The organism is Nostoc sp. MG11 (assembly GCF_014904695.1).
In the GTDB taxonomy this organism is placed as follows: Bacteria; Cyanobacteriota; Cyanobacteriia; order Cyanobacteriales; family Nostocaceae; genus Komarekiella.
Map to the genome: position 1 here is coordinate 419,861 of NZ_JACXXN010000003.1, position 25,368 is coordinate 445,228.

At 40.3% G+C, this 25,368-nt stretch carries 25 protein-coding genes; 9 read left to right on the plus strand and 16 right to left on the minus strand.

Going from position 1 to position 25,368, the window contains the following annotated elements; all coding sequences use genetic code 11:
* Positions 1–72: 72 nt before the first annotated feature.
* Together map and HCR01_RS07215 are read right to left on the minus strand one after the other, a co-directional pair.
* The gene (map, locus tag HCR01_RS07210) at positions 73–837 is read right to left on the minus strand and encodes a type I methionyl aminopeptidase (protein ID WP_193195554.1); all 765 of its coding nucleotides are present in this window, start codon (positions 835–837) and stop codon (positions 73–75) included.
* Entirely contained in the window at positions 834–1,853 is a 1,020-nt protein-coding gene (locus tag HCR01_RS07215; RefSeq protein ID WP_193195555.1) for a Gfo/Idh/MocA family protein, read from the minus strand. Before HCR01_RS07215 ends, map begins: the two co-directional genes overlap by 4 nt.
* A gap of 464 nt (positions 1,854–2,317) precedes the next feature.
* Here HCR01_RS07215 and HCR01_RS07220 point away from each other — a divergent pair, with 464 nt between their 5' ends.
* Positions 2,318–2,617, plus strand: coding sequence for a ferredoxin (locus HCR01_RS07220; protein ID WP_191761107.1), 300 nt, complete (start codon positions 2,318–2,320; stop codon positions 2,615–2,617).
* 462 nt (positions 2,618–3,079) lie between these two features.
* Here the strand turns inward: HCR01_RS07220 and HCR01_RS07225 are convergent, their stop codons facing one another.
* Complete coding sequence (locus HCR01_RS07225; RefSeq protein WP_193195556.1) at positions 3,080–4,432, minus strand: pentapeptide repeat-containing protein; 1,353 nt, start codon at positions 4,430–4,432, stop codon at positions 3,080–3,082.
* Between the two features lie 669 nt (positions 4,433–5,101).
* On the opposite strand from HCR01_RS07225, the gene HCR01_RS07230 reads away from it, so the two are divergent.
* Positions 5,102–5,845 (plus strand): tetratricopeptide repeat protein, encoded by a 744-nt coding sequence (locus tag HCR01_RS07230; protein WP_193195557.1) that lies wholly within the window; start codon positions 5,102–5,104, stop codon positions 5,843–5,845.
* A 35-nt stretch (positions 5,846–5,880) separates the two neighbouring features.
* Positions 5,881–6,768 (plus strand): SDR family oxidoreductase, encoded by an 888-nt coding sequence (locus HCR01_RS07235; protein WP_193195558.1) that lies wholly within the window; start codon positions 5,881–5,883, stop codon positions 6,766–6,768.
* Between the two features lie 599 nt (positions 6,769–7,367).
* On the opposite strand, the gene sbcD is transcribed toward HCR01_RS07235, so the two are convergent.
* From sbcD to HCR01_RS07265, 6 genes are all read right to left on the minus strand, one after another.
* Positions 7,368–8,621 carry an exonuclease subunit SbcD gene (sbcD, locus tag HCR01_RS07240; RefSeq protein WP_193195559.1) on the minus strand — a complete coding sequence of 418 codons (1,254 nt, stop codon included), beginning with the start codon at positions 8,619–8,621 and terminating at the stop codon, positions 7,368–7,370.
* A gap of 417 nt (positions 8,622–9,038) precedes the next feature.
* Positions 9,039–9,533, minus strand: coding sequence for a peptide-methionine (R)-S-oxide reductase MsrB (gene msrB, locus HCR01_RS07245; protein ID WP_193195560.1), 495 nt, complete (start codon positions 9,531–9,533; stop codon positions 9,039–9,041).
* 291 nt (positions 9,534–9,824) lie between these two features.
* Positions 9,825–11,711, minus strand: coding sequence for an ATP-dependent zinc metalloprotease FtsH4 (gene ftsH4 / locus HCR01_RS07250; RefSeq protein WP_193195561.1), 1,887 nt, complete (start codon positions 11,709–11,711; stop codon positions 9,825–9,827).
* Positions 11,712–11,909: 198 nt separating this feature from the next.
* Complete coding sequence (locus HCR01_RS07255; RefSeq protein WP_193195562.1) at positions 11,910–12,095, minus strand: DUF2949 domain-containing protein; 186 nt, start codon at positions 12,093–12,095, stop codon at positions 11,910–11,912.
* 61 nt (positions 12,096–12,156) lie between these two features.
* The gene (locus tag HCR01_RS07260) at positions 12,157–12,366 is read right to left on the minus strand and encodes a high light inducible protein (RefSeq protein WP_193195563.1); all 210 of its coding nucleotides are present in this window, start codon (positions 12,364–12,366) and stop codon (positions 12,157–12,159) included.
* 212 nt (positions 12,367–12,578) lie between these two features.
* Entirely contained in the window at positions 12,579–12,839 is a 261-nt protein-coding gene (locus HCR01_RS07265; RefSeq protein WP_193195564.1) for a hypothetical protein, read from the minus strand.
* 191 nt (positions 12,840–13,030) lie between these two features.
* Between HCR01_RS07265 and HCR01_RS07270 the strand changes: the two genes are divergently transcribed.
* A complete protein-coding gene (locus HCR01_RS07270) occupies positions 13,031–13,834 on the plus strand; it encodes a prohibitin family protein (protein ID WP_193195565.1) in 804 nt (267 codons plus the stop codon).
* A gap of 194 nt (positions 13,835–14,028) precedes the next feature.
* On the opposite strand, the gene HCR01_RS07275 is transcribed toward HCR01_RS07270, so the two are convergent.
* Both HCR01_RS07275 and HCR01_RS07280 read right to left on the minus strand, forming a co-directional pair.
* Positions 14,029–14,457: a hypothetical protein gene (locus HCR01_RS07275; protein ID WP_193195566.1), complete on the minus strand. Its 429-nt coding sequence runs from the start codon at positions 14,455–14,457 to the stop codon at positions 14,029–14,031.
* A gap of 140 nt (positions 14,458–14,597) precedes the next feature.
* The gene (locus HCR01_RS07280) at positions 14,598–15,392 is read right to left on the minus strand and encodes a phosphatase PAP2 family protein (RefSeq protein ID WP_193195567.1); all 795 of its coding nucleotides are present in this window, start codon (positions 15,390–15,392) and stop codon (positions 14,598–14,600) included.
* 350 nt (positions 15,393–15,742) lie between these two features.
* Between HCR01_RS07280 and HCR01_RS07285 the strand changes: the two genes are divergently transcribed.
* The gene (locus tag HCR01_RS07285) at positions 15,743–16,534 is read left to right on the plus strand and encodes a sulfite exporter TauE/SafE family protein (protein ID WP_193195568.1); all 792 of its coding nucleotides are present in this window, start codon (positions 15,743–15,745) and stop codon (positions 16,532–16,534) included.
* Between the two features lie 330 nt (positions 16,535–16,864).
* Here HCR01_RS07285 and HCR01_RS07290 read toward each other — a convergent pair whose 3' ends face one another.
* Positions 16,865–17,524: a cadmium resistance transporter gene (locus tag HCR01_RS07290; protein WP_193195569.1), complete on the minus strand. Its 660-nt coding sequence runs from the start codon at positions 17,522–17,524 to the stop codon at positions 16,865–16,867.
* 65 nt (positions 17,525–17,589) lie between these two features.
* Here HCR01_RS07290 and HCR01_RS07295 point away from each other — a divergent pair, with 65 nt between their 5' ends.
* Positions 17,590–18,270 (plus strand): cadmium resistance transporter, encoded by a 681-nt coding sequence (locus HCR01_RS07295; RefSeq protein WP_193195570.1) that lies wholly within the window; start codon positions 17,590–17,592, stop codon positions 18,268–18,270.
* A gap of 39 nt (positions 18,271–18,309) precedes the next feature.
* Here HCR01_RS07295 and HCR01_RS07300 read toward each other — a convergent pair whose 3' ends face one another.
* Positions 18,310–19,245, minus strand: coding sequence for a LysR substrate-binding domain-containing protein (locus HCR01_RS07300; protein WP_193195571.1), 936 nt, complete (start codon positions 19,243–19,245; stop codon positions 18,310–18,312).
* Between the two features lie 705 nt (positions 19,246–19,950).
* Here HCR01_RS07300 and HCR01_RS07305 point away from each other — a divergent pair.
* From HCR01_RS07305 to HCR01_RS07315, 3 genes are all read left to right on the plus strand, one after another.
* On the plus strand, positions 19,951–20,703 hold the full coding sequence (locus tag HCR01_RS07305) for a cadmium resistance transporter (protein ID WP_193195572.1): 753 nt from the start codon (positions 19,951–19,953) through the stop codon (positions 20,701–20,703).
* A gap of 103 nt (positions 20,704–20,806) precedes the next feature.
* Positions 20,807–21,427 (plus strand): hypothetical protein, encoded by a 621-nt coding sequence (locus HCR01_RS07310; RefSeq protein ID WP_193195573.1) that lies wholly within the window; start codon positions 20,807–20,809, stop codon positions 21,425–21,427.
* Between the two features lie 393 nt (positions 21,428–21,820).
* Positions 21,821–22,249 (plus strand): YidH family protein, encoded by a 429-nt coding sequence (locus tag HCR01_RS07315; protein ID WP_193195574.1) that lies wholly within the window; start codon positions 21,821–21,823, stop codon positions 22,247–22,249.
* 178 nt (positions 22,250–22,427) lie between these two features.
* Here HCR01_RS07315 and HCR01_RS07320 read toward each other — a convergent pair whose 3' ends face one another.
* The 3 genes from HCR01_RS07320 to HCR01_RS07330 all read right to left on the minus strand — a co-directional run bounded on the left by HCR01_RS07320 (position 22,428) and on the right by HCR01_RS07330 (position 25,082).
* Complete coding sequence (locus HCR01_RS07320) at positions 22,428–23,441, minus strand: sulfate/molybdate ABC transporter ATP-binding protein (protein ID WP_193195575.1); 1,014 nt, start codon at positions 23,439–23,441, stop codon at positions 22,428–22,430.
* Positions 23,442–23,544: 103 nt separating this feature from the next.
* The gene (locus HCR01_RS07325) at positions 23,545–24,180 is read right to left on the minus strand and encodes an NIL domain-containing protein (protein WP_193195576.1); all 636 of its coding nucleotides are present in this window, start codon (positions 24,178–24,180) and stop codon (positions 23,545–23,547) included.
* Between the two features lie 635 nt (positions 24,181–24,815).
* Positions 24,816–25,082 carry an NIL domain-containing protein gene (locus HCR01_RS07330; protein WP_193195577.1) on the minus strand — a complete coding sequence of 89 codons (267 nt, stop codon included), beginning with the start codon at positions 25,080–25,082 and terminating at the stop codon, positions 24,816–24,818.
* Between the last annotated feature and the right edge of the window lie 286 nt (positions 25,083–25,368).

Consider the following 25,368-nt stretch of genomic DNA (forward strand, 5'->3'; position numbering starts at 1 on the left):
TATATTTGTTAATGACTAATGACTGTTGACGATACCCAAATATATTGACATTCCGAGCAAATTTTGCATGTCCTATTCTGGTAGAGTCAGAATTTCAACCCCATCTTCGGTTACGGCTAAGGTATGCTCACATTGAGCAGAAAGCAGGCGATCGCGAGTTAAAGCAGTCCAACCATCACTCATAACTTCGACTTCCCATGTGCCTTCGTTAATCATCGGCTCAATGGTAAAAACCATCCCTGGTCTGAGACGCTTGCCTTTGCCGCGCGTGCCATAGTGAGGAATATCTGGCGCAGTGTGGAAAACATTACTGATGCCGTGTCCAACGAAATCTCGCACCACAGAAAAGCCTTGTGCTTCGGCATACTCTTGAATGGCTGCACCAATGTCTCCAATCCGTGCGCCTGGTTTAACTTCAGCAATGCCCAGGCTACGGCATTTCTCGGTAACATCCACTAACTTTTTGGCTTTGGGGGAAGGCGTACCGACAAAGAATGTCTTAGATGTATCACCGTGATAGCCCTCGACAATCAGCGTCACATCAATATTAATGATGTCACCTTCCTTGAGGATCTGTTTAGCATTAGGAATACCGTGACAAACAACCTCATTAACACTGGTGCAAATCGATTTGGGATAGCCTTTGTAGCCGAGAGGTGCGCTTTTTGCTCCATGCGCCTGTGTCCAACGTTCGGCTTCATCATTGAGCTGAAGAGTGCTAATCCCTGGCTTCACCAATGGTTCAAGATGCTGTAAAAGTTTTGCTGCTAAGCGTCCCACGTAACGCATTTTGTCTAGTTCTCGTGTAGATAAAATAACAATTGGTTCGGTTTTCATGAACTTAGATCTAGAGAATTTTTCATAAATATAGTTGTCCCTGTCTGTGCGGCTGTTTTTGCAGCATCAGCAACCTTCAGGGTGTACAAGCTCTCCTCTGGAGTTACGTACAAAGGAGTGTTATCCATAAGATGGTCTAACACCAAACTCGTGTCTTTGGCAAACAAACCCCGGCGAGCACCAACTTCTATCGGTGTGGTTTCTCCAGGCTGGATGAAAAGTCCTTTGTCGCCATCAAAAATTAACCCGCCGTTTTCCCCATGAACTTCAAATTTGCGTTCTGAGAGCCAAATAGTTTCGCCTTTGCCATAGACTACTTGCGCGAGAAGTCCACTGGTAAAGCACACTTGAGTAATGCAAAAACAGGTTTGGTAGTACTCCTGTTCGATTTCCCAATATCGTTGATGACAGTTGACAGTCAAGACTCGACCAAACAAATCGGTGAGACGATGTAGGCGAGACAGCGCACCCATTAGAGGGAAGCCGAAAAGCTCATGGTTATAAGTCCACTTGCGGGGTGCGGGATACTGGGAATTGATAGTGCTGTAGCGGACATAAAACACATTGCCAATTTTTGGTAAGTGCTGCTTCAAGGCTTGATGCAATCCACCCAAAAGTTCAATGTGTTCAACGTGCAAGAGTTTTTGTTGTGCTTTGGCTAAGGCGATCAGTTCTTCGGCTTCTACCACATCTAACGAAAGAGGATACTCTATAACTACGTGTTTGCCATTGGTGAGTGCAGCACGGGCGATCGCACCATGATCTCGATTCACAGTAGAGATGACCACCAGATCTATATCATTGCGCTCTACTAGCTGTTGCCAAGAACTTAACGCTTCAGTCTGATATTCTCTAGCGAAAGTTTGCGTATTTTCTGGGCTATGACCAACAATCGCGATTAGATGCGATCGCTCATCACTTAGTAAAGCCTCAGCCCGAAGTTTTGCTGCATATCCAGTACCAACCAAACCCACACGCACTCTTGCTTTTTCCAAAGCTGCCTCTGAATTATACATGATCCTTACCAGTTCTGTTTTTGACAATTCCACGGCTAGAAAGCATGGGATTCTTTTTTTATAGGAAGTCTAACAATACTTGCCTACCATTTGGAAGGTTTACGAGGTCGCGCCGTAATGAACCAGATGTGCGGAAAGTCCAGCGCTGTAGACATCAGACAAGTCTGTAGACGCTTCTGCCGTGAGACAGCGCTGCGGGAGATTCATATTTTTTATCTAAAAGATAGAAGATAGTTTTTTCTTAAAACAACGTTATTATGTCAGTTTATCTATAAATAAAACTTATCGGTATTAACTAACTAAATTTCATTACTAATCGGGGTCAATTTCCAGTTACATCCATTAGTTTTTCTCGTAGTATCAGAATTGAAGCAAATTTGAACCAGCGGCTAACCCATAAGGGCAGCCGTACCATTTGCTTTAGCATAACTTATGCTGCCGTTTGCAAAAGAGAGGACTACTAAATGCCAACTTACAAAGTGACACTAATCAACGAAGAAGAAGGGCTAAACACAACAATTGACGTTGATGATGATGTCTATATTCTAGATGCTGCTGAAGAAGCTGGTCTTGATTTGCCTTACTCTTGCCGCGCTGGTGCTTGCTCTACCTGTGCCGGTAAACTCAAATCAGGTAGCGTTGATCAATCTGACCAGTCATTCTTAGATGATGATCAGATCCAAGCTGGATATGTGCTGACCTGTGTCGCCTACCCAACCTCTGACGTGACCATCGAAACTCACAAAGAAGAAGAACTTTACTAAGAGTCAGGCGCCTCAACAATAAATCTCTTGCAAGAGTTACCGATGTTGGAAAAATAAAAGCACCGCATCCAAGGGGAAAATTATCTCTATACTGCGTGTCTTTTAAAGCTACTTTGGCAAAAAGTCTAATTTCACGTTAAGTAGGAACACGCAAAGTTACTGTGTTCCTACTTAATTTCTATGTGCTAACAAATACTTTATGCAAATTCTCTAGTAGTGGTGTTATCTTTCTTCTCTACGAGAGGCTGCGCCAACGGCGTGTTTAGCCCGTGCTGAGTAGTAACCCATACCTTAAACCTTGTTATTACCCACATTTTTCAATCTCTCGCTTCGTTGCTATCCCGCTTTGGAATAAATTCCCAAGCTAATAGCTAAAGTCCGTTTCAACGGACTCAATTGAGTGAGATCAAGTTAGATTTAGTCTGGGTTTCACGGCTTGCATCTGTAGTGAATTGGTATTATCTATCGCCCTAAGTTATTAGGAATGCCTTCACAACCACCAGGAACAGTGCTTCTGGTTTTTTCACCACCCCAGGCGCAGCAGTAGTAACGTGTAGACTCTGAGATCCTTTGCACATCAGTGAAATCGGCATTTTCCACTACAGCACCAGTGTGTTCGCCAGTTTCGTAGTTTGGTGGTTGCGTACGACTGCGTGGTGATGCGATCGCCACTGTACCGTAGAATAAGCGAATACCGTTGAGGTCAGCGCCGCGAAGATTGGCATTATATAAGATGGTGCGGGAGAGGTTGGCTTTGACTAAATCACAACCGCTGAGGTTAGCGCGGACAAGATTGGCTTCACTGAGATCAGTCCAACGTAGATCTGTAGCAGAAAGATCGGCGGCGGCTAGCATGACGCCTAAATCGATGACGCGCACACCTGCAAGGCGATCTTCAGCGTAACCGCCAAAGCCGTTGAGAATGGCTCGACCTAAGCGAGAATCACGTTTTAGGGGTGTCAGCAGCTTGGAACGTGAGAGAAAGCGGAGAATTTTCGCTTTACCAGTACTATCAACACTACTAAAAATTGCCGCAGTGCGTCCTTCAGCGATCGCCCGTTCTTGGGGCCAATCTTCTAATAATCCTTCTTCATCTAATACTAAGTCTGAGACGCCTTGGAAATAAGAATCAATTGTCTGCTGCTGAGTGATAATATTTTGCTGAACCGTCAAGAGGTTTTGCTGAATTGTCAAGTCTTTGGAAATAACGTATTGTCGCCACGCCACATAAACAGCGATGATGGCGATGAGAATTTGCCCCAAAGCGCCAAACCATTCTGCCAGAGTCCCAGCAATATCCCAATTAATCTGGCGTCCCCAAACAAGCAGGCGATCGCTTGCACCAGTAAACTTGAACAAGCCGATAATTGCTACTACTAGTCCCAAAAAGGCTACAAACAGCGTTTTCTCATGGGATGAAAACCACTCATCTAGTACGTATGTCAACCAAGGCAATAGTATCGCCAACGATAACACCAAAGTCACCAGCGTTCCCAAGATGCCGATGATTGAGTTATTTAGGGCAAATCCGATAAAAGTGGTGGCGATCGCTACTAGAGTAATCACCAATCCTCTCGGCTTAACAGTTAATTGATTGCTAGTCTGTTGCTTGAAGCTGGAACGGGCTTGTTGCAGGGCTGTGGTATGTTGTGAAGATTGCAAAGACGAAATTGTAGCTAAGGCTTGTTGTGCCGCTAGCGCTTCTGAAGTCAGGTTATTCTCCCCTGCACCACTGTCAAAGTCATCTGGTTGCAAGTCGTTTTCGGGGACGGATTCTGGGGTTGGTAGATTCGGAGAGTTGGATTCAATCGTCATGCTTTCTATTTTGCCCCAGCAGATTCAGTTCAACAGCTGTTTTATGTTAACCGCCACCGGGTGGGGTAAGGCAAGAGTCCAACACCATAATCAACTACTTTATTTGGATTGGAAATAGTTTCGCTCTCATATTTCTCTAGTAATCTTGCATCTCATTTAGCTATGTCGTTTTCAAATTTCAAAACATAGTAAAACAGGAATTTGAGCGAATGTAAGCTACAGGTATTGTCAGCTTAGTTAAACTTCAAGGCTAGCTTCATCATAATTTCACACAAGACTGTACTCCCTTGCAACTCGCAAATTATCTATTCTGCTTCCTCTGCATTCTCTGCTTTCTCAAGGGTTAATCCTTTAGCGATAAAGGAATAATGTAATGTATTTAGGTTGGTTGGTTTCTGCTTGCTTAAGCACATTATTTATTAGCGACTTTGCCTGCACACCAAAGTCATTGCAAGAGCTTGGTAGTTAAACTCTAAGCAAAGTAATTGCTTTAACTGTATTTAATATGATAATATAATCCGTACTTTATACTAAAAGACGTTAATGCATTATAAACAAGGTTTTTTTTCACAAAACAAGGAAATTAATTGATAAAAACCAGTACATTTTGATACGATTTTGAAATCTGAACAGGTTCTAGCATCATATTATGAGTTCTGTAGGTACAGCATGGTCTTTTGGCGCTGCTTCGTTGCCTCTGGCTTTATCACTTTCTTCATTTTTGGTTGTGGTGATGGGGCAAACTCATCCACAGAAACTATTAAACAAGTCGTACAGGAAACTAATGTAGCTCAGCTGCTTGTAGAAGCAAAGGCTAACCAAAAAGCAGAAGATTTTTTTCATCAAGGCAATAATTTATTAGATGCACAACGTTACGAAGCTGCTATTGCAGCTTATGATCAAGCGATCGCCATTAAATATGAGAGTCCTGAAACCTGGATTAACCGTGGCATTGCCTTAACAGCTTTGCAACGCTATAAAGAGGCGATTGCATCTTATAACAAAGCGATCGCTATCAAACCTGACAAGGATGAAGCTTGGTATAATCGCGGCATTGCCTTAACATCTTTGCAACGTTATAAAGAGGCGATTGCATCTTATAACAAAGCGATCGCTATCAAACCTAAGAAGTATGAAGCTTTGATAAACCGAGGTATTGCCCTCACAAAGTTACAACGTTACCAAGAGGCAATTGCATCTTACGATCAAGCGATCGCTATCAAGCCAAATAAGCACGAAGCATATTACAACAAAGCTTGTTCTTATGCTTTACAGAACAATCTAGAACTAGCAATTGAGAATCTCAATAAAGCCGTCCAGCTTGCTCCTAATAAGTACAAGAAGTTAGCAAAAACTGACCCTGATTTCAATAAAGTGCGTAGCGAACAACAATTTCAGGAACTACTTCAATAGTCTGTTGTTACCACCACTAGTAATGGTAATTAGACATGAAAAAATTGTTAATCACTGGAGCTAGTGGTTTTTTAGGATGGCATCTTTGCCAGCTTGCCAAGCAAGAATGGGAAATTTATAGTACTTATTTTTCTCATTCTTTAGAGATTCCTGGCATCAAAATGCTGAAAGTTAACTTGACAAACTTTCAAGAATTGAAGCATATATTTAGTGATGTAAAACCTACAGCAGTTATCCATACTGCGGCGCGATCGCAACCTAATATCTGTCAAACTTATCCTGAAGAATCACACGCAATTAATGTTACAGCATCCTGCAATCTTGCTGGACTTTGCGCCGATAATTCTATTCCTTGTGCTTTTACATCAACCGACTTAGTTTTTGATGGCTTAAATGCTCCCTATCGAGAAACAGACCCCGTGTGTCCTGTAAATATTTACGGTGAGCAAAAAGTCAAAGCTGAAATAGGTATACTAGAACGATACCCGATGACCGCAGTTTGCCGGATGCCGTTAATGTTTGGTATAGCAACACCTACAGCTAAAAGCTTTATACAAACATTTATCCAAACTTTAAAAGCCGAAAAAGAACTAAATTTATTTATAGATGAATTCCGCACACCAGTAAGTGGAACAACTGCGGCAAAAGGGCTGTTATTAGCATTAGAAAAAGTCAACGGGCGGATTCACTTAGGTGGAAAAGAGCGGATTTCGCGCTATGATTTTGGACGTTTATTAGTTGAGGTATTTAAACTTCCCGCAACTGGGCTTAAAGGTTGCCAACAGCAAGATGTGAAAATGGCAGCACCAAGACCAGCGGATGTTTCTTTAGATAGTTCTAAAGCTTTCGGATTAGGGTATCAGCCTTTATCTGTAAAAGAAGAATTAGAAAAGTTAGCAGTTATATCAAGTTCGGATTATTAAATAACTCAACAACAGAAACCGCCAAAAGCTACGATGGATAATTATCAAGCAGCTTGGGGCGGTTTCTTAAGGAGGCAATATTTCAAGAAGATTAGGAGAATTAGAAGTAGCTAACTAAACTAAGGTGGACAGTATTCGCAATCTGATACTACTCAGAGTTGTACATCCTTTATTCTATTCCAACTAGGCAGGTATATCTGGCTGTGCGTTCAAAAACCTCCAAAACAACTCAATGAACTCATGGCGAAAACACATTCACAGGATGTCACAACCTAGCAGCGATCACGAGAATATTAGAGCAGGAGGCACAGGCTCTAACGTGAAAGTTTTTGTTTAAACTTTTAACCTGTTTGTACCTTGCTCTTAATCTAGCATTATCTTCTTTAGCCAGAGAGTATATTTACTAAACTTGAACAGCATTAACTTATCGCAATAATTCGGAAATCTTTCTTAAGAATATTACTACTTGTCTGATGTGGCTATTAGTGATGTAGGTATCAGATTAGTAGTCTGCCAAAGAAACTTGGCCCCATAAAGGGTAAAGGGTAAGGGGGATGCCAATTTCCCTGGAGATATTCGGGTATCTGAGCCTTTCGAGACTAATCAGAAGTCGCTCCTTCCAGCCACACTTCCACGTCATCTGCTAGTAACTTCTGTGCTGCTTCGATCATGGATGTTGCTATATCTTTGAGATCTTCACGATTATTTAAGTAAGTTTTCAACGCTTCCATTGGGTCGATGCTGCTACTTGCGCTCAATTCGGGAATGCGAGGTCGAGCCAACTGACTCACCAATTCTGCTTGAATGGTATAGGTGTGAGCTGTAATTAAAGCAGCATGTAGAGAGCTACTATCAATGATATCCATCTGTTCGGAGCGGAGTTTGTAAATTAGCCGCACTACAGCATCTTGAATATTATGCTTGGCGATCGCTTTGATCAATACGGCTTGGGGATCATCTGCTTTTGAGACATCCACCTCAATTGTGCGGAAAGTCCGAACTGGTAAGGCACAAAACTCCCAATCAGCGCTACCCCGCTCCAGCTCGATCATTACATAGCCTTTGTCTTCTTTTTCTTCACTAAAGTCCACCCGCTCAATACTTCCTGGATAAATCACTGGGGGGTTATTAGATTTATTTAGGTTTTGGTGACGGTGGACATGTCCCAATGCTACATAATCAAAACATGGTCGCGTCAGTAAAGATAGAGGCAAAGTGAAGCCTTTGCCGACTGCCAAGAAGCGTTCTGCTCCCAAGCTAGCATTATCAGCCATCAAATGAGCTAAAAGCACTGTAGGCACTTCGGGGTCAAGACGGCGAATTTCTCCTTCTAAAACAACTTGCAGACGTTCCGTTAACAGTTGGTTAACTTCCGCCAAAGGCAAACCTTCAGTATCTTGGCGAGTCATCAGTGTTGAACGAGTTAGCCAGGGGAGGGTGATCACTTGCACTCCTCCATTGCGGGTCTGAATGCGGTGAGTAGTTAACGTATCACCAACAACAAAGCCTCGCACTCCCAAGGTGCGGTAAATACATAAACTTGCGCCTCCCAGTCCTTGGGAATGTTGGTCGTGGTTCCCCACCAACAGCACTGTCGGAATTTCGGCATCCACTAGACGGCGAAACTGGCTGGCAAAAGCTTGCTGTACATAAGGCGGCGGTGTCGCATCGGGGAAAGCATCGCCACCAAATATCACTAGATCCACTGCATCTGCTAGCGCTCGGTCAATACATCGAGATAAAGTATTGACAAAATCCTCCAATCGTGTGTTTAATCCTGTTTCAGGATTGATGTGTCCGTGGGAGAAACCGCTTCCCATGTGGATGTCGGAGAGATGGAGGATTTTAATCATACTTGTCCTTTATCCTGAGCCATTAGTCATTAGTTTCAATGGTAATGACTAATGACTACTCACAGCTGTCTAGTTGGCTCTAACTTATTAATTTCCCACTAATACAGGACTTACGCACTCAGATCCCCCAACCCCCTTAAAAAGGGGGCTTTAGAAGTTCCCCCCTTTTTAAGGGGAGCCAGCGCGGTCTTCTCCCAACGCGAAGTAGCGTCTCCAAGAGTTGGGGAGACGCAATCATGCGATGGGGTCTCCCCAAATGGAGCAACTGGCGTGGGCTAGGGGGGATCTAGGTTTCAGGCTTCAGTGCGTAAGTCCTATAATACTGCCCAGTTCCAGGACGGGCGAAACGCCCATCCGACAAGAAGTATTGGGATATTTTATTACTTGGAAGTCCCTTGACAGTGCGATCGCAGCTAATTAGGCGGGAATAAACTTCAGGGAAACACCATTCATACAGTAGCGCTTACCTGTGGGTGCAGGGCCATCATCAAATACATGGCCTAAGTGACCACCACAACGACTACAATGCACTTCAGTTCTGGTCATAAAAAACGACCTATCTACAGTAAAAGCGATCGCTCCTTCGATAGGCTTAAAAAAGCTAGGCCAGCCAGTACCACTATTAAATTTAGTGTCAGATGTAAACAATGGCTGTTCACAAGCGGCACAGAAATAAGTACCTTGAGCATATTCCTTATCGAGTGGACTGGTGTGAGCGCGTTCAGTTCCATGTTTACGCAACACACTAAATTGTTCTGGCGTTAAAATTGTGCGCCACTCTTCTTCAGGTTTGGTAATTTCAAATCCACTCTTAGAAGTTGTCATTTTTTCGGAACCCCAATTGATATAGCGTGATAACAGTGCTGTGCTAACTATTGCTGCGCTAGCCTCAAGAAAATAGCGTTTGTTCATATATCTATTATTTTCTATTTTCACTTTCGTTGAGTACGGGAAGCCGTCATCAAATTTTAGATTTTGGATTTTGCGGAAAGTCTGAGCTAAGGCTTCCTTAGATCAGAACTTTCCAAGACGGATTGATTCCACAGATAAATCTGCTTGCTCTGTACCATCAAGGAATTGTCGGTCAAAATAATTCGTCATTGATAATGTCGAGATTGGTATAAGATGTCAGGCATAACAGAAAAGCGGAATCCTTGCATTGGATTCCGCTAATTCTGCAATCAGTGCGTGAAGTTGATTAAACTAAGATTGCGCAAAACCAGCTGTTTCCTTCGCTACAGGTTGAATTTGGCTGAGCAGACTATGTAGTTTCTCCCCTTCAATGACTTCTGTTTCCAAAAGTTGAGTGGCGATCGCTTCGAGCAAATCTCGATTCTGTTTGAGAATCTCTAGGGCTTGTTCGTGGGCTGTTTCCACAATTTCTTTGACTTCGCCATCAATGGCTTTAGCTGTGTCTTCACTCACCGCCCGGCGGGGATTGGGCGCACCACCATTGCCAAGGAACATTGCTTGTTGACCTTGTTGGTAAGCCAGTGGCCCTAAGACTTTGCTCATACCATAGGTTGTCACCATCCGTTCTGCTAAGTCAGTCGCCCGTTGCAAATCGTTGGAAGCGCCTGTTGTAATACTGCCAAACACAATCTCTTCGGCGGAACGTCCCCCCAGTAGGGTAGCAATCTGACCTCGTAGTTCCTCTTCATTCATCAAAAAGCGGTCTTCGGTTGGTAATTGCAGAGTGTAGCCTAAAGCTGCCATCCCACGGGGAATGATGGAAATCTTTTCTACACGACCGCTTCCGGGTATCAACGCCCCCACCATTGCATGGCCGACTTCGTGGTAAGCGACGATCTTTTTCTCGGTATCGTTTAGCACACGACTTTTCTTTTCTAAACCTGCTACTACCCGCTCGATAGCTTCGGCAAAGTCTTCTTGGGCAACTGTTTGACGTTGATTTCGAGCCGCCAATAATGCAGCTTCATTTACCAAATTTGCTAAATCTGCACCAGCAAAACCGGGAGTACGAGTTGCGATCGCCTTAAGATTTATATCATCTCCTAGTTTCACCTTTTGAGCATGAATTTTGAGAATTGCCTCACGACCGGATAAATCAGGACGGTCTACCAAAACTTGGCGGTCAAAGCGACCTGGACGCAACAGTGCAGGGTCAAGGCTTTCGGGGCGGTTCGTAGCTGCAAGCACAATCACCGTTGCATCCCCAGCTGCAAACCCGTCCATCTCTGTTAGTAACTGGTTAAGGGTCTGTTCCCGTTCATCGTTACCACCGTAAAAACCATTACTGCTACGAGACTTACCGATCGCATCCAATTCATCAATAAATACAATACAAGGAGCCTGTTTTTTTGCCTGCTCAAATAGGTCACGCACTCTGGAAGAACCCACGCCAACAAACAATTCCACAAACTCGGAACCAGAGATACTAAAGAATGGAACTCCTGCTTCCCCAGCTACGGCTTTAGCCAACAGTGTCTTACCTGTACCTGGAGGGCCCACCAACAGCACCCCTTTGGGAATCCTCGCACCAATTTGAGTAAAACGTGCTGGAGTCTTGAGGAAATCTACAATTTCCACTAACTCAGTTTTAGCTTCTTCAACACCAGCTACATCTGCAAAGGTAATTTTAGCCGAGTCGCCTTCAACATAAACTTTGGCTTTGCTCTTACCAATAGACAGAACACCTTGCTGGCCACCGCCACCACGGGAGATGAAGAACTGCCAAATACCAATAAAAATTAACGGTGGGATGACCCAACCCAGGAGAGTTGTAAACCAAGTATTCTTAGGTGGAGGTGCAGCAGCAAATTCAACTCCTTTTGACTCAAGCAGTTTAGGCAACTCTAAATCAAAGATTGGTGTAGTTACAAACACCGCACCCGGTTCAGCGTTCTCGGTTTTTAGCTGGTAGCGAATCTGATTTTGTCCAACGGAAACACGGCTGACTTCCCCCTCTTGTACTTGATGAATAAATAAGCTGTAGGGAACGCCAGCAGGCCCGGAAGCAAATAAACTAGGCAAAAACAGATTTAAGAGCAGGAATAACCCTGATACTGATAGCAATATATTGGCAATGATCCGAAACCGAGGCGGCTTAGGTTGTTCTTTAATCGTCATCGATGTTACCAATCCTTAGAATGAGAGGAGTCGGACTAATTCGTAATTAAGACCCCAGGAGTTAGGAGACAGGAGTTAGGAGAACCCAATTTGATCAGGGGATTCTCTTTAAATCCTTGCTTTTTTTGTTAAAACTCTTGAAAGTGCCAGTGTCTCAGGAAGCTAGCTATTTCTATCCCAAAGAGTTGAAGCAGTTGCTTAAACTGTTTCCAGCCAGTCAAAAATTTGGGTTAATTGATCCAATGTCACCAGGCCATACTGCCAGAGGGTTATGGGTAAAAAGTTGGGTGTTTGTTCACAATGTCGCAACGCCAGAGAAATTGCTCTGTCAGATATGCCCAAATCTTCTTCTAAAAAATGAACTAATTGCTTTGTGGCTTCCATGTCAAATTTAAACAATATTTATTAAGTAAATCTTATTTTTGGAGTAGCTTGAGAAGTTTGATTAAAAACTGGTAAAAAAACTAATCGCACCATGACCAGTCAGAACTTCCAGAACTACAAGAAAAACAAACCCAATCATCGCCAAGCGACTATTCAACTTTTCGGCATACTCAGTAAAACCAAACTGGGATTGTTGGCTGACATACATCTGATGTGCAATCGCAAAGTTGTTTAATCTGCTTTGCTCATCAAAGTTACTACTGATTTTCATAAGTTCTCCTGGTTAGTAGTAATTTTTAATTTATGTAACTAAACTTAACAATTAAATTAATCTTTGTGAACTAACGAGCAAATACGGTTTACCGTACTCAATCTGAGTTACAGGGCTATTGCTGCTTTTGGAAAAGCTTAGAGGGAGATGAGGAGTGAACGAGTGGAGGACAACTAACTCCTAATGCCATAACTGTTCTCACTGTATCCCTTTCAAGGTGTAATGCATTTTTCTTGGTGTCTTAGCGTCTTAGTGAACCAGCGCCGTAGGCGACTGGTGTTAGCGTGTAAAGCCTTCTCTAAGAGAGGCTGCGCCAACGGCATGGCTTCTCTACGAAACCAAGGCGTAGCTTGCTTCCCCATAGGGGTACGCTTAGAGCGACGCTCAAGAGCGTCACCCGAAGGGTGGTTAAAAAATTGACTTTTGAACACAAAGGCACTAGTACACGAAGCCGAAAAGCCCAAAATTCGCAAAATTTTTTTGGATTTTTACCCACCTTAAAAGGACTACTGCTCTCACTGTTGGCGGCTTGTTTTGCAGATAAACCTATGACATATTCGTATACAATACTTATTAACTGACTTATTCCCATCGAATTATCGTAGTATAAGCAAACACTTTTCCAAAAAATTGCACAAATAGAATACAAATTGTCTTGCTAAATATGAAACAAATTAAGCTAACAAGTAGTGCTGGTAAATTAACTGCACTTTTATTTTTAATCACAATTTTACTGACACCTTTTGTGGTGATAAATGCTGGAGAACGCGGTGTATTAATGCACTTTGGTAAAGTTCAAGAAACAGTATTGCAAGAAGGAATACATGCCATAATTCCTATTGTCAATACAGTCAGAAGAATCAGTGTGAGAGTTCAAAAACAAGACATTTCTGCTGAATCTCCTTCTAAAGATTTACAAGATGTATATACAGATGTAGTGTTAAACTGGCATATTCTACCTGAAGAAACTAATATAATTTTTCGAGATGTTGGTGATGAAAAAGATGTAATTGAAAAAATTATTAATCCCGCAATTAAAGAAGTTTTAAAAGCAATCATCGCAAAGTATACAGCAGAAGAAATAGTCACCAAACGAGGAGAATTAAAGTCTGACTTTGATAATACATTGACGACGAGATTACGTAGTTACCATATTGCAGTTGATGATATTTCTTTAGTTCATGTCAATTTTTCAGATAGATTTAATGAAGCGGTAGAGGCAAAACAGATTGCAGAACAAGATGCTAAGCGAGCTGGTTTTATCGCATTGAAAGCAGCAAAGGAAGCAGAGGCTAAGGTAAATTTGGCTAAAGGAGAAGCAGAAGTAAACAAATTATTACACGAGAGTTTGACTGATGAGATTTTGGAAAGACAGGCTATAGAAAAATGGGATGGGAAATTACCTTTAATTATGACGAAGGATAGTCCAAATTTTTTAAATATGAATGATATTTTAAAATTAAAGTGATTTTACTATGATTAATCAACCCATGATTAATACTGCTTTTTTGATTAACTACCAGTTAAAGATATTTATAGTGGTCTGTCTCATTAATTTTGATGGTCATAAGTGTTTGTAGTAAGGACTTAAGTCCTTAATTTTTTAAGCGCTAAAGTGCTTACTACGAACCTATCAACAATAATTAATAACTGCTGTTTTGGTTAACTACCAGAGAAAAAATTAGGAGTATCGATAATTTTAAACTGGATTAATAATAGAATTAAAAAGGTATACGCAGTTGAAGAAATTAAGCCTGTAAATAATTCTTTTTTTAAGTTTCGTTCTTGGGGTTGTTTTTGGAAAATATCAATTGCACCTGCTTGCATTAAGAGAATACCAATAATATTAGATAGCCAGTAACCAATGATGACACAAGGCATAAGTAATTTAGGAGCAAAAAGACTACAAATATAACCAAATAAATAAGCAATTGGTAAATTAAATATCAAGTCATTCCACCAGCATAATGGTGACAACAAATATCCGGTAACTAAAAAAAATCCACCTCTAATCTTCTGCAATAGTGTTTTGGGTAAATTCTCTGTAGTTTTTGACAACGACTCTTGAACATTTTTCTCAATGTCAATCATGGTAGTACAGTAATTTTATCGACTTACCGTATTTTATGATAAAATATCAAAAAAGTCTAGAAGATTTTGAGTCTAGTAGAGTAGAAAGTTTACGTATTTAGATTGTATTAATAAAACCTATACTTACGAACTAAAAAACTTTATTCTTGATTAAACAACTCCTGTTCTTCAGAGAGCAATTTTGTTTCACTCACTGGCTTTTCACTGATAATATTTGCCGACTGTGATAATGGTCGAATAATTAAACTCACACCAATTGCCCAAGCGATCGCTACCATCCAACCTGCGATAATGTCACTAGGAAAATGAACTCCCAAATATAGCCGTGTCCAGCCAATGGCTAAGATAAACAAGCTACCCAAAGTTAATACTAACCAGCACCAGGCACTACCCCAAGTCAAAACTACCAAGATGGCAATCAAAGTCATACTTGTCATGGAATGACCACTAGGAAATGAATAATCAAATTCTGGTGCAACTGAGTTCCACAAATCAGGACGTACTCTGTGCCAAAATTCCTTAGCTGTGCGGTTAATAATTGCACTACCAGCAGTAGTAATGAGTAGATAAGTGAGCGATCGCCAGCGACGTTGTACTAATAAAATGAGTGCAATGATACTCAGTATAGGTAACACAGTCCAAAACGAACCCAATTTTGTCAACATTGCTGCGAATACATCTAACTGCGGCTGTGCTAGAGAGTGAACCGTCATCAAAATCGGCAAATCCCAAGGAAAACTACCCTCTTTTTGCTGCACCTCTAATGCAAGCAGTCCAAAAATTTGCAGTGGTAGATATACCCCCGCCAATAGTAGCAACAAAGAACGCCAATGGATAATTAACAATTTTTGCACAAACCCGATGAGAGACTGTGGCTTTTGCAAAGATGCTGCTGTTTGTTGATTTTCCTCGTTGACTTTATCTAACTCTGTCATAGCAAATACGGTATTACGCTGAAAATAATGTAGTTTTTTGAAATACTGCTATCTAGTTTACTACTGAACTTTATATATAGGCTGAAACTCAGTTTGTCGAATAAAATACTTTAACCTGAAGTATAAATTTATATTTATATTTCGTATCATTCTATATAAACATGGACTTTTAATATTTTTAACATTAAAATACGGTAAACCGATCAAATTTTAGTATTTGACGGAAATTTTTCAGCGGATTGTCAAAAGTTAAAATTGCCCGAAACGCCTAGCAAGAAAGCATTACAGCGAGTTTTTTTGTTTCAGCGAAACAAAGCCGCATTCACAAAACCCCACTCAAAGACAGTAGTATGGACTTTTTATTATTACCTCTCTTCAGCTTTCTGGTCGGCATTGTTGTGGGACTGACGGGAATTGGTGGCGCTTCTCTGATTACCCCAATGTTGATTTTTATTTTTCAAGTACCGCCTGCGATCGCAATAAGTTCTGATGTAGTTGCTGCTACACTGATGAAAATCGTTGGTAGCATCAAGCACTGGCAGCAACAAACCCTTGATGTGCAAGTAGTGAAATGGCTAGCTTTGGGAAGTGTTCCTGGTTCACTGTTTGGGGTAGGGATACTGCACCTAATTAGACAGAATGGCAAGCATAACCTAAACAACATCATGCTTCACTTGTTGGGTGTGACGATTCTGTTGGTTACAGCTTTGGCTTTGGTGCAAATGCTACTGTTGATTTTCTTTCCAAAGTTTCAATTACCTGAACTCCCAGAATTTGACTTAAAAACTCAAATGGGACGCTTACAGACGCTCAGTGTAGGAGCATTTTTAGGTTGTATTGTGGGTCTTACAAGCGTCTCTTCCGGTTCAATGTTTGCTTTAGCGCTGATTGCATTTTTCCGTTTGGATGCACGTAAATTAGTTGGTACAGATATTTCCCAAGCAGCAATTCTCTTACTATTTACCGCTATTGGACACCTCACATTGGGTACAGTTGATTGGAGTTTAGTACTACCAATATGGTTTGGCTCAGTACCAGGAGTAATACTGGGGACGAAAATCTGCCAAATTGTACCGTTAAAACCATTACGTTTTATTATTTACTCTATATTAATGATGGTGAGCTTAAAGTTAGTTTATTAAATGGAGCAGCCAGTTATTTTTTATAATTGTTGGAGGCGATCGCTATCAAATGAACTAGTAGTTTTTTTTGCAGCAATATACTTTAGCTTTGTCTGACCAACATATTATTGCTTTCTACCCAATAAAAGCAAATATTCTTTCTTTTCAAAACGATAAATAAAAATGATGGATTTAACTACGACAGACTCGCAAAAACAAAAGCATCATTCACAGCCCAAAAACCCTAGTTAAAAGGTTTTTTAATTTTAAATTCCACCCTATGTTACTATGCTTACTGATATTAAGACGAGTTTAAATAATCTCAGATGATATAGATGAAGAGAAAAACGATTATTTTACCCAAGGTAATAAGGTAAATGTGCCCCTTTCATACATGATGTACAAACCCAGACCAATCAATATAAATGGCACAGCAGTTTTACCATAGCGATTTAAAATATAGGCAATTGTGGTTTGACGAGCTAAGAAATAAGCAACAGCACACCAAACCCCTACCATAATAAAAAATACTATGAGAATCACTAGTAAACTGTCAAAACTGTTACCAGCAAATAATGGAATATAAATGCCGATATTATCACCGCCATTTGCAAAGGTGATTGCTGCAACTTTATAAGTTTGGGGACTCAGAACACTCGAAATAAAAGATAGTATGGGGTTACTGGTAGTAGATGGTTTAAAATTAGTAGTAACAGTCTGAACTTCGATATTTTCTGTTTCTTGATTCAGTAATTGCTTGATTCCAATTGCTATTGGTAGTATCCCCAATAAACCTATCCAGGCTCTCGGTGCTATTAAGCCACCAAAAAATCCTGGTAAACTGGCAATAATGATAGCAGTAAAACCAAGATACTGACCAACGAAAATATGCCGACGACGAAATTGAGTATTTAGTTGGGAAAAAAATAGCAATAATATGATAATGTCGTCAATATTGGTGGCGACAAAAGCAATAATTCCCTCAATAATAGTTGTACTAATTTTATTCATGTGAGGTTGTCAGCAATAATGATTAACCAATGAAATCTTAAGCAAAGAAATTAGGGTTTACTGAAATGAGTGAGTTAATTACTACACTCCTGGTTGGAATCTCAGCCTTCATTGCCACTAACATTGATGATATCGTTATTTTATTACTGCTGTTTTCTCAGCTAAATTCTAGTTTCAGGCGTCGGCATATTGTTGCTGGTCAATATTTAGGCTTTACGGTGTTAGTTATTGCTAGTCTTCCGGGGTTATTTGGTGGATTAGTCATACCACCTAATTGGATTGGATTGCTGGGATTATTACCCATTGCGATAGGTATTAGCAGTTTGATCAATCGAGAGGAAGATGTATCACAAGAGGTTATGGTTGCAACAGCAGAATATCAAGATACAAACACGGCAAGTATTTTTAATGCACAGACATACAGCGTTGCAGCCATCACTATCGCTAATGGAAGCGATAACATCAGCGTCTATGTGCCGTTGTTTGCTAGTAGTAATTTAGAGAATTTTGTGATTATTATTGGAGTATTTTTGATTTTAATAGCACTTTGGTGTTATTTAGCTGATAAATTTACTTATCAAACAAAAGTTGCAAATATCTTAAGTCGATACAGTGGCTATATTTTTCCTTTTGTATTGATATTTTTAGGCGGTTTTATTGTTTTAAAAACTCAAACTTTAAGTCTTTTAAAGCTAGCAGCAAGTTGTATTTGTTTAACAATTTTACTAAAAAAAACAAATGTGTAAATTATGAATTATGAATTATGAATTATGAATTATGAATTATTAAGCAACTTGGACATTATCTTGGATTAAAAGATTTTCAAAAGCTGTCATCACCCGTGTATGAAAACGTTGACGGTGTTTCAGTTTCCAAATAGGCTGGACAATTTCCAATTTCTTTCCAGATTGTTTTTGCGGATCGATAATTCGTACGGCGTGTAATGTCCCTAGTTGCAATTCTTTTTTCACCATAGATTCGGGAAGTGCAGCCGCACCAACACCACTTTCTACAACTGCTTTCACCATTTCACTAGTGTTCAGGTTGAGTACAACATTCAAGTTGCTGGGTTCAATTCCCCAACTTTGTAAGGCTTGGTGAAACATCTGCTGTGCGCCGGAACCTGATTCACGCATCACCCAACTAGTACTGAGTAATTCGTCTAGATAAATCTCGGTACGCTGAAACCAAGGGTGAGATTTGCTAACAACAATTTGCAGGCGATCGCTTCCTACTTCGTCTTTATCTAAACAGTGTTGCAATGATGGCTTAATATCCCCTGTCACTAAACCCAAATCATACATACCAACAGCAGTTCCTTCACAAATTTCTTCAGCATTTCCTAGCTTACAGTTGATAAAAATGCCAGGATACAACTGTTTGAACTGGCTAATTTTTTCGGGTAACCAATAGTTTCCAACCGTGAGACTTGCACCTAATTTCAACTCTCCACGTTGCAAATTATTTAATTCCTTCAAACCACGTTCTGTTAACTCTACATGATCAAGAATTTTCTGCGCCTCACTCTGCAATAATTTACCCGCATCGGTAATTTCAATATGACGACCAATGCGATGAAATAACCTGACACCATATTCTGTCTCTAAAGTTTGAATGGCAGCACTCACTGCTGGTTGAGTAATATAAAGTGCTTCAGCTGCGCGGGTAAAGTGCAACACTTCTGCAACGGCTAAAAAGATTCGCAACTGCTCCAGCGTCATTTTGGCTATGGTACAAGCTTGTAGGATAGTGATTTTGAATACCACAAAATTATTATACGGCAGATTGGGCGGAAAACTGTAGATAATTTCAAATGTTCTTCAATTATGTGGATACGGTAACAATACTTTCCCTTATAAGCACTTCTTATCTCCTTTAAGATTTGAGAAAAGGTTAAAGGGTAAGGAAGAAATTTCACCTTTTCCCTTTCCCCTTTAACCAAAAGGTATTGGATGCGTTCATATCTATAATCAATAAGTTCTATCTATGGATTTAACAAAAAACACTGTTTGCTTTTATTGATAGTAAACCATAAAGTGAAACTATGCCTTTAAAACAGTATTCTTGGTTAAGGCAAATCACCAGTTCGATTCAACCGTAATCGGACATCTATAAACTGAAAAATTTGCTGATAATAACAGAATTTAAACCTCAACAATAATTACCTTTTCACTGCAAGACAAGTCCTAGTAGCTAATTCCATATTCAAAACTTTAAACCTGCGTATCAACAAGCATCCCAGCTACCCACGAATACAGATGATTGAGAATCACTACCATTGACCGACACTCTTGATGGTACAAGCGCCCAGATTTATCTGTGGGATCAATCTAAAATCCGTCTTGAAAAGTTTGCTACGGAGGGAAACCCTCCTTACAACTTTTCGCAAAATCTAAAATATAAAATTGAATAACGAGACACAATAAATGAGCGGATTACTAACTGCTATTCCTACAGGACTTACTGCTTTCGTTGCCACCAATCTTGATGATATTGTCATCTTATCGCTATTTTTCTCACAAATAAATGCTTGCTTTCAGCGCCGCCACATTGTTATCGGTCAATATCTAGGTTTTAGTGCGCTGGTAATTGCAAGTTTACCTAGCTTTTTTAGCAAATTCATCCTACCAGAATCCTGGATTGGTTTACTCGGTATTGTTCCCATCATCATTGGTATCAGTCGCTTACTAAATCAAGAGACTGATGATGAGGAAGATCCCAATACTCCTGAATCTTCTCAATCTTGGTGGTGCAATTTTCTCTCTCCCCAAACCTACGGTGTAGCAGCAGTAACAATCGCTAATGGTGGTGACAACATTAGTATCTATATGCCAATGTTTGCTACTAATACATGGGATAGCTTACTAATTATTTTGGCAGTGTTTTTTGTGATGGTAGGTATGTGGTGTTATGCAGCCTATTGCTTAACTCAGGTAAGTGCGATCGCTTCTGTAATTACTCGCTATGGTAATTCTCTTGTTCCCTTTATCTTAATCGGATTGGGTGTTTCCATTTTGATGGAAAGTCACACTTTAGAAACTCCTGCCTTAGTTGTCATCATTTGTGTAAGTCTTGGTTCCTACTTGTTAATTCTAGGTAGGAATACATGGCGGGAAAATTACAGATTTCCTTTGGGATCACCCGAATCTGAAGTTTTGTCTAGACTTGAGCAAAAATAAAATTTTCTCAAACATCAAACTAAACGAAAAATTGCTCACGAAATACCTTAAATTAGGTATTTAACAGCTAGTAGAGAGTTTTTTGATTCACAAGGATAAACACATGAATTTTTTCAAAACTAAGTTGGTCAAAATCACTGTTGTTTGCTTATTGCTACTGATAAACTTGATGGTCGCTCAGCCATCTTGGGCAGGAAAAAAATATGCAGATGATCCAGATTACATAGAAATCACCAAAGCACTAGATACTGCCTTACAAGAGAAACAAACACAAGGCACTACACCAGAGATCCTACAAAAAGTCTCCAATTTACAGTTTCAGAAATATATTATTGAAACTGGCGAAAAAGTTGGAATATGCCGTAATGAAACAGGAAAGACGCTGTTAGTCTACGGTCAGAAACCCAAAAAATCTCGCTCAACTTACGATAATGAATTGTATTTGCTACCTAGTGGTGCGGAAACTGATGATGAGTGGGACTGTCAAGGCGTTTATATCCCTGGTCAAGTTGCTACAGAAGGACAGGAAGGTACACCTGCTACCGCTTTTAAGATTATTCATGGAACTCGGTTAGTTGCTACAAGTAACCCCCAAACTGGAGAGACTGAATTTAATCTCCCACCTGCCAATATTTTCAAGTCTGGCGAAGCAAACTGGTTTATTCCTGATAATTTACAAGCTGCGCTTGATGCCGGAATTACCAATGCAAAAATTGACGATTGAGTAACTGTTACTAATTTAATTTGCTAATTACATTAATTGGCATTTTAATTAATCATACGTAGAGACGTTACATGTAACGTCTCTACAGGGTTTCGGGTTTTATTTATGTAATTTATGTACCTGAAATCTGCTGTAAGTAAGAATAACACAAAAATGAGAGTCAGAATTGCCCTAACTCTTATTTGTTGACTTGATCACATCAGAAAGCTCAGATTACTGGCGAAAAAAGCGATGTAATTGATTATTATATTTAGATAAATATAATTGATTAAGTAGGCTGAATTAATCAATAAATATTGTCGCCATAAAAATATTATTTTTTTTGTATTTTTTTTGAGAAAATATTAATTAAGTATTCAACAATTTTAACAATTATTCTAAAATGCAAATTCTATGAAGATAGAAGCAGAAAAATTAGAGACACAAAAAACAGAAAAAGTACAGAAGTATAGGTCAGATCGAATACGGGATCATTTGGCAAATGAACGCACTTATCTAGCATGGATGCGTAGTGGTATTGCGCTCATGGGTTTTGGTGTGTTGATTGTGCGTTTGCGTATTATCCGTCCTCCATTAGCGCCACAACCTCCTGGTAATGGTTGGAAGTTGGGTTTAGCGTTCGCTTTGGTGGGTGTGTTGACAGTGTTACTTTCAACTCAGCATTATTTCGCTGTTCGTCGAGATATTGACGAAGATACCTATCAACCGCCAGACCGTTGGATAATTCTTGCGAGTTTGGCTGTGGCTCTCCTTGGTATAGGAGTGATCTACTATGTCTTCACAGTTCCATTAGATTATTTGCAGACTTTTATGCTGGAGTGATGGAGTATGGGTTAGTGGGTAATCTGACAACTTGCTCAGTTTTAGCGATCGCTCCCGCATCCTTTCTATACCTAGGGTTAATTCTAAAGAATTTAGATGGGTTAGAAATTTGAATACTTACGAAACCGGATTTACACAACAATCCGGTTTCTACACTTAATAATTCAGAACTCTTACCTTAAGCATAAGCAGCAGCAAACACCTTAGTTTGTTTCGGTTGGATGTAGACACGTTGTCCCTTTCGTAGCTGAAGCTGATGGAACTGTTCTCGACTCAGATAAGCATTGAGCGTTTCACCAGACTGCAAAACTAACTCTACACGAATCTCCCAGCCTAGATGAATAATCCTTTCAACAATGACAGATGTGTTATTCTCACTCGGTTCAGTCTTAATCAAAATATCATGTGGTCGGAGAAAAACTTTGTCACTGGGAGAAGTTGTATTTTTGTTGGGTGCGATACCGACATGACTAGGTAAGACGTTCACGGGGCCAATAAAACTCATCACAAACGGTGTTGCTGGGTTGTCATAAATGTCAGCCGGACTCCCAACTTGTTCTACCCGTCCGTGATTCATCACTACAATTTCGTCAGCAACTTCCATTGCTTCCTCTTGGTCATGAGTGACGAATACGGTAGTGACATGAACTTCAGAATGCAGATTGCGTAACCAAACACGTAAATCCTTGCGGACTTTAGCATCTAAGGCCCCAAAAGGCTCATCTAATAACAGGATGGGAGGCTGCACAGCAAGTGACCGTGCTAATGCTACCCGTTGTCGTTGACCACCAGAAAGCTGGGAAGGATAGCGATCGCCAAATCCCTGCATCTGTACCAATTCCAAAAGTTCCTCAACGCGTTGTCGTACATGGTGTTTAGGATGTTTACGAAGATCCATAGAAAAGGCGATATTCTCACGCACTGTCAGGTGTTTAAATAGTGCATAGTGCTGAAAAACAAAGCCAACATTGCGTTGTTGTACGCTGCGGTAAGTAGCATTTTCACCCACTAACCAAATTTGACCTGCATCTGGTGTTTCTAATCCCGCAATCATCCTGAGTAAGGTGGATTTTCCTGAACCTGAAGGGCCTAATAATGCTACTAGAGATCCATTTTTAATATCCAAACTTACATCATCAACAGCACGAAAAGTTCCATAGTGCTTAGAAATATTGTCTACCCTAATTCCCATAGTTCTCCGCTCATTCAATTTGGTACATAACTATATTTAACTACGGTTTGTTGATAGATTTTAAGTGCTTGACTAAAATATTAACTACAAACTGGTATTAGATTTAAAGGATATGTCCATGCATAGAAGATGCGTCTAGCCATAGTGGTAACTTTAGTTTTTCTAAATAATTAAAACTAGAAAAAAGTTGCTGTGGTCTACCCCAAAGATCCAGATCAAACCAACCATCATCTTGCTGATTTGCTGGTAGTGATGCCGCAATAATATTGACTGTAATACCGTGGCGAGAAACCAACTCAGAGATAACTGGTATTTGGTAATAATCTTTCAAGATGCAAATTTGCAAGCGCAGTCTGTGAGATTGACCACTATAGCCTTGGTAGGCTTGAGTGTGCGAAGACGTAGCCAAAGGTGCAAATTCTCGTTTATTGAGTTTTTGGCTGGGAAATGGCTGAGAACTCAAATTATGCTGCATACTTCCAGCAATACTCAGCTGCATTAAATCTACTCCCAATTTCTGTAAGTACAACAGGCTACTACAGATGTGTTCTGAATTGCCTTGCAACTGTAAGTCAAACCAACCGTAGTTTTCTGTTGGTGTGAGCATCGCAGATGTGATATTAACGGTGACACCATAACGCGATACCAAACGTGAAATCACAGGTTGCCGTTGGTAATGCTGAGGTATGCGAATGCGGCTATCAACTGGCGTAAGTTGAGGAGATTTCTTTTGAGACATAAAAATTAAGGAATCGAGAGGACGTGGGGATTGGGGGATAAGGTGAATAAATAATCAATACCCAGTCCCTTTCAATGAGGTACGTTTCTATCTATTGCAGATATCCAGGCACATACTGACTCTATACTCCCTATATATAATCTACAGTTTATCGCTCAAGATATAGTGTTTTGAGGTTTGGTAATACATACAGGACTTACGCACTCAGATCCCCCAACCCCCTTTTTAAGGGGGCTTTAGAAGTTCCCCCCTTAAAAAGGGGGGCTAGGGGGGATCTAGGTTTTAGGCTTCAATGCGTAAGTCCTAACATAGTACAGATATCCAGATGAAATAGCAAGAGAAAACACCATAATCTCAGTCAAGAATATGGTGTTTGCAAAAATTTTAAAATTTAGTAAAAAATGTATTTATTAACTAAGTAAATAGACGTAATCAAATGTAAAATAAAATTTTTGTTCGTAGTGAGCGATTTATCGCTCTAAATAAGGTTTTAAAGGGCTAAATGTCCATATAAAATTAGCAGCAAATATGTTGCCTGTACATATGTCGAAACGCTATTCGACACATATATCAATCAATAAAGAATATACTAGTGGATTGGATTGTTTCGCTATTGCTATGGGTAGAAAATGATTTTACCAATCACCTGTTTTGGTTTCATCCCAGACTTCAAGTTCTAAGTCATGAAGGTATGTCAACCCATTTTGAATTTGTGTATTTGTTCCTTGGAGATCAAGGTCAAACCAACCATCACCAACAGCATTGGCTCCCAGAATTGCCGCAGTAATATTTACAGTTAGACCGTAGTCAGACACCAGGCGAGAAATGACAGGTTGGGAGTGATAGTCCTTGGGAATCCTGACTCGAATCCGTTTATGGGTAAGCGTATTGTCACTAGCCATATCTAAAATTATTTTAATTCCTGATCGGGATTGGTACGGAACTACTTTTACCTCTAATAGTAATTTTTTGATAGGTATTAAGCGGCTCGTACCATATCCCACGATTTGCTTATAGTTATCGTTCAGATAACTTTTATAACTGCTTAAGTAGCTAGGCGTAAATAAATTAAAGTTTGTAGTGAGTTAGCGCGGTCTTCTCCCAAGGGGAGACGCCAAGGGCGATGGAGGTTTCCCCCATGAGCGACTAACGATAGCGTAGCGTTAGCGACGTAGGAGCGTCACCCGT

Bases quoted from the DNA above. Each gene is read 5' to 3' on its own strand.
- map (WP_193195554.1), bottom strand. From the start codon at position 837: ATGAAAACCGAACCAATTGTTATTTTATCTACACGAGAACTAGACAAA.
- HCR01_RS07275 (WP_193195566.1), bottom strand. From the start codon at position 14,457: ATGATTGACATTGAGAAAAATGTTCAAGAGTCGTTGTCAAAAACTACA.
- msrB (WP_193195560.1), bottom strand. From the start codon at position 9,533: ATGAACAAACGCTATTTTCTTGAGGCTAGCGCAGCAATAGTTAGCACA.
- HCR01_RS07280 (WP_193195567.1), bottom strand. From the start codon at position 15,392: ATGACAGAGTTAGATAAAGTCAACGAGGAAAATCAACAAACAGCAGCA.
- HCR01_RS07235 (WP_193195558.1), top strand. From the start codon at position 5,881: ATGAAAAAATTGTTAATCACTGGAGCTAGTGGTTTTTTAGGATGGCAT.
- HCR01_RS07260 (WP_193195563.1), bottom strand. From the start codon at position 12,366: ATGAAAATCAGTAGTAACTTTGATGAGCAAAGCAGATTAAACAACTTT.
- HCR01_RS07285 (WP_193195568.1), top strand. From the start codon at position 15,743: ATGGACTTTTTATTATTACCTCTCTTCAGCTTTCTGGTCGGCATTGTT.
- HCR01_RS07220 (WP_191761107.1), top strand. From the start codon at position 2,318: ATGCCAACTTACAAAGTGACACTAATCAACGAAGAAGAAGGGCTAAAC.
- HCR01_RS07230 (WP_193195557.1), top strand. From the start codon at position 5,102: ATGGTCTTTTGGCGCTGCTTCGTTGCCTCTGGCTTTATCACTTTCTTC.
- HCR01_RS07315 (WP_193195574.1), top strand. From the start codon at position 21,821: ATGAAGATAGAAGCAGAAAAATTAGAGACACAAAAAACAGAAAAAGTA.
- HCR01_RS07305 (WP_193195572.1), top strand. From the start codon at position 19,951: ATGAGCGGATTACTAACTGCTATTCCTACAGGACTTACTGCTTTCGTT.
- HCR01_RS07270 (WP_193195565.1), top strand. From the start codon at position 13,031: ATGAAACAAATTAAGCTAACAAGTAGTGCTGGTAAATTAACTGCACTT.
- HCR01_RS07225 (WP_193195556.1), bottom strand. From the start codon at position 4,432: ATGACGATTGAATCCAACTCTCCGAATCTACCAACCCCAGAATCCGTC.
- ftsH4 (WP_193195561.1), bottom strand. From the start codon at position 11,711: ATGACGATTAAAGAACAACCTAAGCCGCCTCGGTTTCGGATCATTGCC.
- HCR01_RS07300 (WP_193195571.1), bottom strand. From the start codon at position 19,245: ATGACGCTGGAGCAGTTGCGAATCTTTTTAGCCGTTGCAGAAGTGTTG.
- HCR01_RS07330 (WP_193195577.1), bottom strand. From the start codon at position 25,082: ATGGCTAGTGACAATACGCTTACCCATAAACGGATTCGAGTCAGGATT.
- HCR01_RS07255 (WP_193195562.1), bottom strand. From the start codon at position 12,095: ATGGAAGCCACAAAGCAATTAGTTCATTTTTTAGAAGAAGATTTGGGC.
- HCR01_RS07290 (WP_193195569.1), bottom strand. From the start codon at position 17,524: ATGAATAAAATTAGTACAACTATTATTGAGGGAATTATTGCTTTTGTC.
- HCR01_RS07295 (WP_193195570.1), top strand. From the start codon at position 17,590: ATGAGTGAGTTAATTACTACACTCCTGGTTGGAATCTCAGCCTTCATT.
- HCR01_RS07310 (WP_193195573.1), top strand. From the start codon at position 20,807: ATGAATTTTTTCAAAACTAAGTTGGTCAAAATCACTGTTGTTTGCTTA.
- sbcD (WP_193195559.1), bottom strand. From the start codon at position 8,621: ATGATTAAAATCCTCCATCTCTCCGACATCCACATGGGAAGCGGTTTC.
- HCR01_RS07215 (WP_193195555.1), bottom strand. From the start codon at position 1,853: ATGTATAATTCAGAGGCAGCTTTGGAAAAAGCAAGAGTGCGTGTGGGT.
- HCR01_RS07325 (WP_193195576.1), bottom strand. From the start codon at position 24,180: ATGTCTCAAAAGAAATCTCCTCAACTTACGCCAGTTGATAGCCGCATT.
- HCR01_RS07320 (WP_193195575.1), bottom strand. From the start codon at position 23,441: ATGGGAATTAGGGTAGACAATATTTCTAAGCACTATGGAACTTTTCGT.